The organism is Mesorhizobium sangaii, assembly GCF_014207355.1.
Taxonomy (GTDB): domain Bacteria; phylum Pseudomonadota; class Alphaproteobacteria; order Rhizobiales; family Rhizobiaceae; genus Mesorhizobium; species Mesorhizobium sangaii.
In genome coordinates this window covers 139,672-152,071 of sequence record NZ_JACHEF010000004.1, presented here as the reverse complement: position 1 = coordinate 152,071, position 12,400 = coordinate 139,672, and the positions used below count along the sequence as shown (strand labels likewise).

The 12,400-nt window shown below is 63.6% G+C and carries 13 protein-coding genes; 6 read left to right on the top strand and 7 right to left on the bottom strand.

The genetic code is table 11. The features are described 5' to 3' along the window. Positions 1-22 precede the first annotated feature (22 nt). The 5 genes from HNQ71_RS20840 to HNQ71_RS20820 are packed head-to-tail and all read right to left on the bottom strand — an operon-like array spanning position 23 to position 5,123. A complete protein-coding gene (locus HNQ71_RS20840; RefSeq protein ID WP_184874536.1) occupies positions 23-1,081 on the bottom strand; it encodes an ABC transporter ATP-binding protein in 1,059 nt (352 codons plus the stop codon). A gap of 44 nt (positions 1,082-1,125) precedes the next feature. Then, entirely contained in the window at positions 1,126-2,058 is a 933-nt protein-coding gene (kce, locus tag HNQ71_RS20835) for a 3,5-dioxohexanoate:acetyl-CoA acetone transferase (protein WP_184874535.1), read from the bottom strand. A gap of 32 nt (positions 2,059-2,090) precedes the next feature. Continuing rightward, positions 2,091-2,939: an ABC transporter permease subunit gene (locus HNQ71_RS20830; RefSeq protein WP_184874534.1), complete on the bottom strand. Its 849-nt coding sequence runs from the start codon at positions 2,937-2,939 to the stop codon at positions 2,091-2,093. Next, on the bottom strand, positions 2,936-3,871 hold the full coding sequence (locus tag HNQ71_RS20825) for a carbohydrate ABC transporter permease (RefSeq protein ID WP_184874533.1): 936 nt from the start codon (positions 3,869-3,871) through the stop codon (positions 2,936-2,938). Before HNQ71_RS20825 ends, HNQ71_RS20830 begins: the two co-directional genes overlap by 4 nt. Position 3,872: 1 nt before the next feature. Then, positions 3,873-5,123 (bottom strand): sugar ABC transporter substrate-binding protein, encoded by a 1,251-nt coding sequence (locus HNQ71_RS20820; protein WP_184874532.1) that lies wholly within the window; start codon positions 5,121-5,123, stop codon positions 3,873-3,875. Positions 5,124-5,273: 150 nt separating this feature from the next. On the opposite strand from HNQ71_RS20820, the gene HNQ71_RS20815 reads away from it, so the two are divergent. From HNQ71_RS20815 to HNQ71_RS20805, 3 genes are all read left to right on the top strand, one after another. Continuing rightward, positions 5,274-6,200, top strand: coding sequence for a BadF/BadG/BcrA/BcrD ATPase family protein (locus HNQ71_RS20815; protein WP_246461747.1), 927 nt, complete (start codon positions 5,274-5,276; stop codon positions 6,198-6,200). Continuing rightward, on the top strand, positions 6,201-7,223 hold the full coding sequence (locus HNQ71_RS20810; RefSeq protein ID WP_184874531.1) for an SIS domain-containing protein: 1,023 nt from the start codon (positions 6,201-6,203) through the stop codon (positions 7,221-7,223). 130 nt (positions 7,224-7,353) lie between these two features. Further along, positions 7,354-8,580: an ROK family transcriptional regulator gene (locus tag HNQ71_RS20805; protein WP_184874530.1), complete on the top strand. Its 1,227-nt coding sequence runs from the start codon at positions 7,354-7,356 to the stop codon at positions 8,578-8,580. Between the two features lie 53 nt (positions 8,581-8,633). On the opposite strand, the gene HNQ71_RS20800 is transcribed toward HNQ71_RS20805, so the two are convergent. Further along, entirely contained in the window at positions 8,634-9,269 is a 636-nt protein-coding gene (locus HNQ71_RS20800) for an FMN-dependent NADH-azoreductase (RefSeq protein ID WP_184874529.1), read from the bottom strand. A 113-nt stretch (positions 9,270-9,382) separates the two neighbouring features. Here HNQ71_RS20800 and HNQ71_RS20795 point away from each other — a divergent pair, with 113 nt between their 5' ends. After that, positions 9,383-10,342: a LysR family transcriptional regulator gene (locus tag HNQ71_RS20795; protein WP_184874528.1), complete on the top strand. Its 960-nt coding sequence runs from the start codon at positions 9,383-9,385 to the stop codon at positions 10,340-10,342. Here the strand turns inward: HNQ71_RS20795 and HNQ71_RS20790 are convergent. Beyond that, entirely contained in the window at positions 10,272-10,901 is a 630-nt protein-coding gene (locus HNQ71_RS20790; RefSeq protein ID WP_184874527.1) for a TetR/AcrR family transcriptional regulator, read from the bottom strand. The two genes, HNQ71_RS20795 and HNQ71_RS20790, sit on opposite strands and share 71 nt — an antisense overlap. Positions 10,902-10,998: 97 nt before the next feature. Here HNQ71_RS20790 and HNQ71_RS20785 point away from each other — a divergent pair, with 97 nt between their 5' ends. Together HNQ71_RS20785 and HNQ71_RS20780 are read left to right on the top strand one after the other, a co-directional pair. Next, positions 10,999-11,385 carry a VOC family protein gene (locus HNQ71_RS20785; protein WP_246461738.1) on the top strand — a complete coding sequence of 129 codons (387 nt, stop codon included), beginning with the start codon at positions 10,999-11,001 and terminating at the stop codon, positions 11,383-11,385. Continuing rightward, positions 11,378-12,397: an arginase family protein gene (locus tag HNQ71_RS20780; RefSeq protein ID WP_343068203.1), complete on the top strand. Its 1,020-nt coding sequence runs from the start codon at positions 11,378-11,380 to the stop codon at positions 12,395-12,397. Before HNQ71_RS20785 ends, HNQ71_RS20780 begins: the two co-directional genes overlap by 8 nt. The last annotated feature ends 3 nt before the right edge of the window (positions 12,398-12,400 follow it).

The following is a 12,400-nucleotide window of genomic DNA, read 5'->3' as shown; positions in this document are numbered from 1 at the left end:
GTGGCTATCTAGCCGCCGCGATCTATTGGATCGCGGACGTGATGCGCCGACCCTCGGCGTTGAACAGATGGAGCTGTGTCAGGTCCGGGGCCAGGAAAAAGTGCTGACCCGGCATCACGCGGATCCGCTCGCGCAGCAGCGCGCTCAGCGTGTTGTTGCCGGCTTTGGCAATGACAAGGGTTTCCGAGCCGGTCGGCTCGACCACTTCGACCACTGCCGGCACGCCGCTGTCGGAAAGCCTGAGATGTTCGGGCCGGACGCCCCAGGCGACGGCGCTTTCGGTCTGTTCCAGCACAGGCAGCGGGAACACGATGCCGTCGCCAGTGGTGAAGCCGTCGGCGGTGGTGCGCCCTTGCAGGATGTTCATCGCCGGCGAGCCGATGAACTGGGCTACGAACAGGTTGGCCGGTCGGTCGTAGAGATCGAGCGGGGCACCGACCTGTTCGACGATGCCGCCATTCATGACGACGATCTTGTCGGCCATGGTCATGGCTTCGACCTGGTCGTGAGTGACATAGACGATGGTGGTTCCCAGGCGCTGGTGCAGCGCCTTGATTTCGGTGCGCATCTGCACGCGCAGCTTGGCGTCGAGGTTGGACAGCGGCTCGTCGAACAGGAAGACCTTCGGCTCGCGCACGATGGCGCGGCCCATGGCGACACGCTGGCGCTGGCCACCGGACAGCTGGCGCGGGAAACGCTCAAGCAGATCCTGCAGGCCCAGGATTGTCGCGGCGCGCGCAATCTTGTCGTCGATCTCGCGCCTGTCTTCCTTCTTCAGCGTCAACGCGAAAGCCATGTTCTCGCGCACTGTCATATGCGGGTAGAGCGCATAGTTTTGGAACACCATGGCGATATCGCGCGATTTCGGCGCGATATCGTTGATGACCTTGCCTTCGAGTGCGATCTCGCCGGTGCTGATGTCTTCCAGCCCGGCGATCATCCTCAGCAAGGTCGACTTGCCGCAACCGGATGGGCCGACGAGGGTGACGAATTCGCCCGAAGCGATGTCCACCGACACGCCGTGGATGACCTTCGCCTTGCCATACGCCTTCTCGACATCGGTGATGGAAAGCGCGCTCATCGTGTCATCCTTGGAAAAGACTGGCCTCGGGAAAGAAAATCGTCTCAGAAAGAGACCTTGTCGCCGCCCTTGAGTTGCAGGATCTGCCGCGCTTCGTCAGGGGTGGCCACCGAGGCGCCGAGCCCCTCGATGATCTGGCGCACCTTGCGCACCTGCTCGGCGCTGGATTTCGCCAGCTGGCCCTTGCCGATCCACAATGAATCCTCCAGCCCGACCCGCACATTGCCGCCAAGCGCAATCGCCTGGGTGGCGATGGGTAGCTGGCTGCGCCCGGCGCCCAGCACCGACCAGTGGTAGTCGTTGCCGAACAGGCGGTCGGCGGTGCGCTTCATATGTGCGACATCCTCCGGATGGGTACCAATGCCGCCGAGGATGCCGAACACGCTCTGGACGAAGAACGGTGCCTTGACAAGGCCGCGGTCGACGAAATGGGCGAGCGTGTAGAGATGGCCGATGTCGTAGCACTCGATTTCAAAACGCGTGCCGTTTTCCGCGCAGGTTCGCAGGATGTGCTCGATGTCGCCAAAGGTATTGCGGAAGATACGATCGCGCGACCCTTCGAGGTATGGCCGCTCCCATTCGTGCTCGAAGGTCTTGAAGCGCTCAAGCATGGGATAGAGGCCGAAATTCATCGAGCCCATGTTGAGTGAGGCGACTTCCGGCGCAAAGGTCGCCGCCGGCTTGACCCGTTCCTCGACGCTCATCGTCGCGGCACCGCCGGTGGTGATGTTGATCACGCAGTCCGAGCGCTGCTTGATCACCTGCAAAAAGGGCGCAAAGGCCTCGGTCGACTGGTCGGGACGGCCATCGGCGGGATTGCGCGCATGCAGATGGACGATGGCGGCACCTGCCTCGGCGGCTTCGATCGCGGCCTGTGCGATCTGCTCGGCGCTTACCGGCAGGTGCGGCGACATCGACGGCGTATGGATCGAGCCGGTGACGGCGCAGGTGATGATGATCTTGTTCTGGTTGGCCACTTGAAAGGATTCCTCGTCTATTTGACCGCGCCCTATTTGACCGCGCCTTGGGTGATGCCCGAGATGAACTGCTTCGACAGCACGATGTACACCAGGGTGATGGGCAGTGCCGCCAGCGTCAGTCCGGTGAACAGCACACCCCAGTCGGTGGTGAACTCGCCGACGAAGACGGTGAGGCCCTGCGGCAGAGTCTTGAGATTGTCCGAAGTGATCAGCACCAGCGGGAAGAAGAAATCGTTCCAGATCGGAACCGCGTTCTGGATCGCGACGATGACCAGGGCCGGGCGCGCCAGCGGCAGCATGATCGAGCGCATGATGCGAAATTCGCTGGCGCCGTCCATGCGCGCCGATTCTTCTAGTTCGCGCGGCAAGGTCCTGAGGAAGCCGGTCATGATGAACACCGCAGAAGGAATGCCCATGGCGACATAGACCAGCACCAGGCCGGCATAGCTGTCGACCAGCCCCAGCGTGTCCAGCTGGATGAACAGCGGAATGATCGCCAGTTTCAACGGCACGGTCATGCCGCTCAGGAAAAACATCAGCACCAGCGCGCTCAGCCTGAACCGGTAGCGGGCGATGGCGTAGGCGGCCATGGTGCTGAACAAGAGGATCAGAGCCACGGCCACCGTGGTGATGCCTACCGAATTGGCGAGGTAGCGGACGAAGTTGGTCTCGGTCCACACGCGTTCGGCGTTGGTCAGCGAGAAGCTCGACGGCATGGCGAAGGGCGAACTGAAGATCTCCGCATTGGTCTTGAAGGACGAGATCACCATGACGAACAGCGGATAGATCATGATGACGGCATTGAGCGCCAGCATCAGCTGGATGGCGCCGTTCTTCAACAATTCGCCGCGGTCCCGGCTGCCGGCTGTTGTGCTCACAGTTCGATCTCACGACGGCGCAGGTAGCGAAGCGCGATTGCGGTCACGCCGGCAACGATGATGAACATCATCACGGCCAGAGCGCTGCCCTGGCCGAAGTCCTGGATGCCCGTCGTCGTGCTGCCGAAGGCAGTGCGGTAGAAATACAGGCCGAGCACGTCGGTAGCGCCGCCGGGCGAGCCGGTAAGACCGGCCATGACGTAGGGGATTTCGAACCAGTTGAAGCTGCCGATGAAGGTCAGGATGGTGACGATGGTGACGCTCGGTGCAATCAGCGGCCAGATGATCCGGGTCATCAGCACATAGTCGCCGGCGCCGTCGAGACGGGCGGCCTCGATCACTTCCTTGCTGACGCGCTGCATGCCGGCCAGCAGCACCAATGTCGGGAAGCCGAGCCAGTGCCAGATGTTGGCGAACAGGATGCTGCCCAGCGCGGTCGATTCATTGCCGAGCCACGGGATGGCGCCGATGCCGACAAGCGCCAGAGTCTGGTTCACCAGCCCGAACAACGGATGCAGGAACAGTTTCCACAGGAAGCCTACGATGACCGCCGACAGCACGACAGGAAGAAAGACGATAACCTGGTGGATGCGATGGCCGGGCAGCGCCTTCAACAATGCGTAGGCGAGCAGGAAGGCGGTGCCATTCTCGAACACCATCAGCGCCACGAAGGCGATGATGTTGTGCTTCAGCGCATTGTAGGTCCAGTCGCTGTACGGGGTTTCGAACAACACCTTGCGGAAATTCTCGAAGCCGACAAAGCCGGTGGGCTGCAAGCCATTGAACTCATAGAAGGCAAGGCGGAAAGCCGAGAGCAGGGGCCACAGCACGAAAAGCACCATGACCACCAGGGCCGGTGTCAGCAGGGATGCGATCCAGAGTGACCGGCGCCACGGAAAGGCTTTTGCAGTGTGGCGCCGGCCGATGTTCATCTCAATTGCCCTGGAAAGGCTTGTACCACTTGGCGAGCCCGTCGGTCAGGTCAGCGGCCAACTGGTCCGGGGTGATCGAACCCGACATCATCTTGGTGATGTCGCCCTGCAGCAGCTCCGATCCCGTCGGCTTCTCGAAACGGAAGTAGACGACATTGATATGCGGCATGGCCGTTTCGTTCAACTTGGCGACGTGGGCGAGCAGTTCGTCCTTGATGACCACGCCCTTGATGGGCGAGATGTTGCCGAGCAAGGCCGAGAACTTGTCGCCGAACTCCTTGGTCCCCATCCAGTTGACCAGCTTTAGCGCGGCCTCCTTGTTGGCCGACTTGGCGTTGACGGCATAGCCACCGTCGAAGAACTTGGTCACCTGCGGCGTGTCGCCAGCCTTGGCCATTGGCGGGGCAATGAAGTCCATGTTGATCGCCGGGTTCTGGGTCCGATAGGTGGCGATGTCGAAGCTGCCGCCGGCCAGCATCGCGGCCTTGCCGCTGATGAACAGCTGGCCTGCGGTTTCATAGTCTATGCCTTCGAATCCGGGGGGCATGTAGTCGCGCAGTTCGAGCAGCTTGCCGAGTGCCGCGACATAGCGCGGATCCTTGAAGGTGGTCTTGCCCGAAGTCAGGTCGCTGACAAAGTCCTGGCCGAGGAAAGGGTTGGTGAAGATGGCCACGAACATCTCGTTGAACCAGCTCGTGCCCATGCCGTTGGCCAGGGGGTAAATGCCCTTTTCCTTGAGCGCCTTGCTGACGGTGATGAACTCATCCCATGTGGTCGGCGGGGTCAGCCCGGCCTTGGCGAAGACATCCTTGTTGATGAACAGACCGAGCGTCTGCGAGGCGAAGGGCAGGGAATAGACCTTCTTGTCGGCGCGGTAGGTGCCGGCCACCAGCGCATCGGCGGGCTGGTTGGCGAGCGAGGGCACAGTGGTCATGTCTTGCGGCTCGAAATAGCCGGCCTTCACGAACTGCTCCAGCCAGCCATAAGCGTGGGTGTGGATGACGTCGCCGCCCTTGCCGGCGGCCAAAGCGGTCGAGACGATCGTTGGATAGTTCTCGTCCGGGAAGGACTCGAACTTCACATGGATGTCCGGATTGGCCTTGGTGAAATCGGCGAAAAGTTCGTTGTAGGCGGCCTTGTCTTCCTGGCGCCAAGTCCAGAACGAGATGTCGGTGGCATGCGCCACGCCTGCGGCGAGTCCCCATGCGAAAGACGCGGCCGCGAGGGCTAGGCCAATCCTTCTCCTGCTCATGTTGCAATCTCCCAATGCGCTTGATGCGCTTTTTACGACGATTATCAAATCATAGTTCTTGCCGTCTGGAAAGATAGTTTGTAAAGTTTCCTAACTAATATGGATTGGACGCGGCAACCCCGCTTCGTCCGGCTTGCGCGGTGGATGTCGTTGACCCAGAAAATGATTGCAGGCGTGGATATCGGCGGCACCAAGACGCGCATCATGGCGTGCCTGGGCGAACGTACGATCGCCGACGAGGTGCTGGTGACCGAGACCTGGCGCATCCGTGACATGGAGACCGATGCCACGACTCTGGCCGGCATCGTCGCCAATCTGTGTGGCGGCATGGCGCCCGCTGCCCTGGCGGTCGGCGCGCATGGCTGCGACACGGATGAACAATGCCTTCGCTTCCAGGCGCTGCTGGCGGCCAGGACCGGCGGCGCGGTGCAGGTCGTCAACGATGCCGAACTGATGGTGCCGGCTGCCGGCCATGTTGACGGCATCGGCGTCGTTTCGGGCACCGGCTCGATCGCGGTCGCACGCACGGCCGAAGGCAAGATGCTGGCTGCCGGCGGATGGGGCTGGATCCTCGGTGACGAAGGCAGCGCACCCGCCCTGGTGCGGGAGGCGGCCAAGGCAATCCGCCGCGCGCTCGACCATGGCGAGGATGGCAGCGACCCGCTGATTGGAGCGCTGATGCGCGAACTTGGCACTGACGACCATACCAAGCTTGGCATCCTGCTCAACGAAACCCGCGGCGCGGCGGTCTGGGGCCGCCATGCCAATGCCGTGTTCGACGCGGCGATCGCCGGCTCGGCGCTGGCTGTCCGTGTGATCAGGGAAGGCGGGGCAGGGCTTGCCGCATTGGTCGAACTGCTGATCGAGCGCGGGGCCAATCCGGCGCTTGTCGTGGCCGGCGGTGGCGTCATATCGGAGCAGCCGATGTTGATGACGGCATTCGTCGACGCCATGGCGAAAGTCTCGCCACCGAGCCAGGTGCTGTTGCTACGCGACCCGCCGGTGCTCGGCGGGGTCGCGCTGGCCAGGCGGCTACTTGCCGGCCAAGGTGTGTCCTCTCAGATCGGAGCCGTTTGAATGATGAAGCGTATCGGCTACCGCCAGGCGGTGGCGCGGCAGACGGAAAGTCTCGAGATCGGCAGGCGTTCGGTGGCCGGGTCGCTCGATGGTCTCGATCTCGACGTCCTTGCCGGCAAGGCGATCGGGCTTGCTGGCATCGGCGCCAGCTATCAGGCCGCCCTTGCCGGGGCACTTTATCTGCGCGCCTGCGGCTTGCGGGCCTTCGCTTACACGCCGACCGATCTCTATGGCCATACGGATGCCGCCGCGGATGCCTTCATCGCGCTTTCGGCCTCGGGGCAGAGCCAGGAAATTTCCGACGTCATGCACGAGGCGTCGGAGGCACCGCGGCTGGCCGTATGCCGTGGCAGCGACAATCCGCTGGCTGATCTGACCGGCGCCGTGCTTGCCACGGATTCGGGCGCCGACAATGGCGCGAGTTCGACCGGCTATACCGGCACCTTGCTGGCGCTTGGCATGTTGATCGACAGGCTTGCCGGCAACAGCTTCGACTGGGCGCGTTTGCCGAGTGCGGTCGCCACCGTTCTTTCTGGTGCCGAGCAGGCGGCTAGCCAGGCGGCACGGCTGCTGCAGGGCAGGACATCCATCGATATCGTCGGCGCAGGTGTCAGTTTCGCCAATGCCGGCGAGGCGGCGATGCTGATCCGTGAGGCGGTTCGGGTACCCGCATCCGGATGGGACACGCTGAACTACCTGCATGGGCCGATGGAATCGCAGGATGCGGCGACCGGACTGATCGCCATCGGCGACGGCCGCGAGGTCAAGATCGCCACCGATGTCGCTGGGTTCGGCTGCCCCTCGGTGCTGGTGACGCGGCGCACGGACGTCGCTTCTGCAGACAGGCTGGTGGTGATCTCCATTCCCGCCCTTGGCAACGCCGTCGCCGACGCCATCCTGGAGATCATCGCCATCCAGCTTATCGTCGGCGACATGCAGGATGCCGCTGGCCTCACAGATATCGTTTTCCGTTACCGCCAGACCGATATCAAGCTGAAGCCTTGGTCGCCGACCGAAGTCTGACGTAACCGCCAGTCGTCGAGAAAATTGCCAAACCGCCCGGCAATGAGGCATTGAAGAGGTGTGAGTCGCGGCGGTGTTCGCTCTCGCGGACCGGCAACAGGATTTGCAGGGCAAAGCTCGAAAGGCAGAGATGGCGGCTGCGGAAATCCCCAATCTGACCGACAGTGCCCGCGCCGTGCTGCGTGTGCTCGCGGCGCATGGGCCCGTGACGCGGCCGAAGCTCGGCGCGATGCTCGACCTGTCGAAGCCGACCATGTCGGCAGCGGTTTCGGAATTGAGCGAACTGGGGCTCGTCGCGTCGCGCGGGTTGGAGCGCGGCGCCATTGGCCGCACGGCAACCATCTACGGCATCGGTCCGGGCGCCGGTTACGCGATCGGCGTCGATGTCGGCGCGGCCCAGGTGCGCGCTGTCGCGTATTCGATGGACGGGCAGCCGTTGTCGGCGGCGGAAGAGCCGATACCGGAGGCCAAATCCAGCCATCCCGACGACGTTGGCGCGATCGTGCTGTCGGTGACGCATGCCACCATGAGCAAGGTGGGCAAGAGTTTTCGTGCGCTGCGCGCCGTTGCCGTGGCGGTGCCGCGTATCGTTTCCAACGACCGCTTCGACCGGCCGGGCGGACCGTCGGCCGTGCTTGGCCTGCTGCGGCGTCATGTCGAAGTGCCGATCATCCTGGAAAACAACGTCAACTGCGCCGCCATTGGCGAAATGCATTACGGCGCCGCGCAGGGCCACCAGACCTTCGCCTTCCTGCAGGTTGGCGTGCGGGTTGGCCTTGGCTTCATCACCGAGGGACGGTTGTTTCGCGGCGCCGGCGGCGCCGCCGGCGAAATCGGCCGCATGCCGTATCCGTGGTCCGTCAGCGAGACGCCCTATCGTGAAGGGCTCGAACATTATCTCGGCTCGCGGGCGCTGATCGAGCGATGCCGTGTCGAATGGCCCTTGCAGGAAGGCGCGCCGCCCGACTCGGCCAAGGATCTGTTCGCGCGCGCCCGGGAGGGTTCGGCGTCTGCGATGGCGGCTGTCGAGCGTCATGCCGCCGATATCGGCAGACTGGCGGCCGGCTGCATCGGTATGCTCGACCCCGGCCTGATCGTGCTTGGCGGCGGCGTTGGCAGAAACCCACTGATGACGGAAAACGTCGAGCGCGTCGCGGCAGAACTTGCGTGGCCGACACGGATCGCCGTCAGTTCGCTGGGAGACGGCGGCACCGCGCTTGGTGCGATGAAGCTGGCCGTCGACTACAGTCTCGGGCTCATGCTGCGCGAAGGCCGGCATCCGGCTGTGGTTTTGCCGCCTTTGCCCGAGATGGCGCAAGACACGACGGATATGGTCGCTGAAGCAAAGGACGCTTGACCACAAAAAAGGCAGGCGCTAGGCGCCTGCCTTCAAATTCGACGATTGATGGCTTATGCCGCCGCAGAGACCTGGTGGCTGGCCGCCACCACGGCATCGACCTTGGCGGTCGCTTTGGCGAGCGCAGCGGTCACCGCATCAGGGCCCATGCCGACGCCTTCGATGCGGATGACGTCGACGTCGGTCATGCCGAGGAAGCCGAGCACGCCGCGCAGATAGGGAATGGCGTGATCGAGCTGCACGGCCGCGCCTTCGGAATAGATGCCGCCCGAAGCCAGCACGATATAGACCTTCTTGCCGGTGACGAGGCCCTTGGGGCCATTCTCGCCATAGGCAAAGCTCTTGCCGGAGCGGGCGATGTGATCGACCCAGGACTTCAGCGTCGAGGAGATGTTGAAGTTGATGAAGCCGGTGGCGAGGATCACCGTATCGGCGGCGAACAGTTCGTCGAGCACAACGTCGGAGACGCCGACGACTTCGGCCTGGCGCGGGGTGCGGGCTTCAGCCGGGGTGTAGATGCCGGTCGAATAGTCGGCGTCGATATGCGGCAACGGGTTGGCGACGAGGTCGCGCACGACAAGCGTGTTCGACGGATCGGCGGCGAGGAGCTTTTCGGCGAATTCAGTGGCAATGCGGGTCGAGTGCGAGGCAGTGCCGCGGGGGCTCGATGTAACGAGAAGGATAGACATTTTGGGGCTCTCCAGGGGGTTGGAATAATTTGTCCCCCTGGATATGGGACCATCGACCCATTTGAAAAACTGGTATATTTTCTATACTATCCATCCATGAAGTGGATATGATCATGCAACCCAACCCGACGCTCGATCAACTTCAGGTCTTTCTGACAGTCGCCGAGACCGGCAGTTTCTCGGCCGCCGGCCGCAAGCTCAACCGCGCGCAATCCGTCATCAGCTATGGCATCGCCAATCTCGAGGCGCAGCTCGGATTGAAGCTGTTCGAGCGCGAGGGCACGCGCGAGCCGCAACTGACCGAGATCGGCCGGGCGATGCTGGAGGATGCGCGCCGCATGGCCGGCGTGCTGCAGCGGATCCGCTCGCGAGCCGACGGTTACCATCAGGGACTGGAGGCGGAAGTCGCGCTGTCGGTCGACGCGGCACTGCCCTCGCCAGTACTGGTTCGGGTGCTCAAGGCATTCGAGGTGCAGTTTCCGACCGTGATGCTGCGCCTGCATATAGGCTCGCTAGGGCTGATCCCGGATCACGTCGTCAATGGACAGGCCGATCTCGGCATTGGCGGTCTGCTGGGCGAGGTCGATGTGCATCTTGTGCGCATCGGCTTCATGTCGATGGTGCTGGCTGCTGCGCCCAGCCACCCGCTGGCGCTGCTGCCGAAGCCGGTGGCGATCGAGGATGCGCGCGAACACATCCAGCTTGTCGTTACCGACCAGTCCGAACGCACCAAGGGGCGCGACTTCGGTGTTTTCGCCTACCGCACCTGGCGGCTGACGGACATGCGCACCAAGCATATGCTGATGCGCGAGGGGCTGGGCTGGGGTGGGCTGCCGCGCTGGCTGATCGCCGAAGATCTGGCCTGCGGCCGACTGGTGGAACTCGACCTGGAGGCTTTCAGGGAAGTGAACTCGCCGCTGTTTGCCATGCATCGTAACGACAGCAGCCCGAAGCCGGCGGCGGCCTGGCTGATCGAGCAGTTCAAGCGCCAGCTCGGCTGCTTCAACGAGTTCGAGCCGGGCCAGATACCTGACGACGAGGAACTGGAGCGAGCCCGTCAATCAGCGCCATGAGCACGGTGCGGCAGTCGTCGGCTGACTCACCGGCCTCGATGGCCAGGGCCGCACGGTCGAAGGCGGAAGCCAGCAGCGCGGTCAGCGCCTCGACCGGCAATCTCGTCATCGTCTGCGCCCGCATAGCCGCGACAAGCCCCTCGCGCAGCGAGCGGTTGCCATGCCGGTTGTCGATCGCGTCCATGGCGGCGCGGCCAAGCACAGCCGGCCCGTCGAGCAGCAACAGCCGCGTGCGGCCGGGCGCGCGCATGGCGGCGAGATAGGCGTCCGAACCGGCGATCAGGGCGTCGCGGGCAAACAACGAGGGCGGCGAGGCGCGCTCGATTTCGTCAGCCACAACTGCTGCCTCCTGCTCAACCACGGCGGCGAACAGCGCCTGCTTGTCGGCAAAGTGGTGATAGAGCGCGCCGCGCGTGACGCCTGCGGCGGCAACGATCTCGGGCGTGCCGGTCTCGGCATAGGATTTTTCGGTGAACAATTTGCGCGCCGCGGCGATCAGGTCGGCGCGCGTCGCCTCGGTGCGGTCGCGGTTGGAACGGCGCGCGGATTCTCGTTGCATACATGCAGCCTGTATGTTAATTCAATCTACATGCAGACTGTATGTTGTTAGGCGGGAGAAGGAAAGATGGAAGACCACGAGCTATTACCCGGTGCTGATGACAGGCGATGTTGCCGCCACAAAGGCCTTCTATATTAAGCATTTCGGCTTCAAGCCGCTGTTTGAGAGCGACTGGTACGTGCATTTGCAGTCTGCCGAGGATCGCCGCGTCAATCTCGGCATCGTCCATGGCGATCATAAAACGATTCCGGAAGAGGGGCGGGGTCGCACGTCCGGCCTGCTGATCAATTTCGAGGTCAGGAACCCAGATGCTGTCTACGAACGGATCACCGCCGCCGGCCTGCCGATCTTGTGCAGCCTGCGCGACGAGCCCTTCGGCCAGCGCCATTTCATCACCAAGGACCCCAATGGCGTGTTGATCGATGTGATCAAGCCGATCCCGCCGAGCCCGGAGTTTCAGGCGCAATTTACCGAGGGTGCCTGAATGGGGTCGCTGGCAGGAACTGTCGGCAGAGATGGGCGGCGGCTCCGGCTGCGTGACCTGGCGGGCATTCGCGGTCTATGGTGGGCTTGGCAAACCTAGGCTCTCCATGCGTGAAATCTGCCTTATCCGCGCGCCGTCCAACCTTGGTCTTCGCCCGCTGCGGCCCGGCCATGTGCCGGGGACATGGCGGGCGCCGCAGGCGCTGAGCGAGGCCGGCCTGGTCGAGGTGGTTGCGCCCGCCAAGGTGGTCGATCTCGAACGGCCCGCCTACGGCACCGAACCGCAGCCGGGCACCCGACTGCGCAATGGCCCTGCGATCCGCCGGTTTAATCTGGAGCTTGCCGAGTTTGTCGCCGGCGCGATCGGGCAGGGCGAATTTCCACTGATCGTCGGCGGCGATTGTTCGATCCTGCCTGGCGCGCTGGCGGCCGCACGGCGGTCCGGTCCACTGGCCCTGGTGCATGTCGACGGTCACAGCGATTTCCGTCATCCCGGCAACTACGATGCCGATGCCGCGCTCGGCTCGGCCGCCGGCATGGATCTCGCGCTCGCTACCGGGCGCGGCGAACCGCTGCTGACCGAGTGGCCAGGCATTGCCGGGCCGTTGGTGCCCGACGAACGGGTGATCCAGATCGGCGAACGCGAGAGCCGTGATGCCGACTTCGCCTGGCCGGACATCAACTCCACCGCCATGACGCTGATCGACGTCTTTGCCGCGAGAGAGCTTGGCGTGGCGAGGGTGTTGGAAAAGACCCGGGCAACGCTGGCGCGGTCCCCCTACTGGCTGCATCTCGACATTGACGTGCTCGACCAGACGGTGATGCCGGCGGTGGATTCGCCCGGCAGTCCCGGCATCGATCCCGACGATCTCGTCGCAATCCTGTCCGCACTGGTTGCCGGTCCTGCCTGCATCGGCATGGACATGACGATCTTCGATCCCGACCTCGACCCGACCGGCGAACTGGCGGCGTTACTGGTGTCGCTGCTTGGGTGGGTGCTCAAGCAGCGATAGACC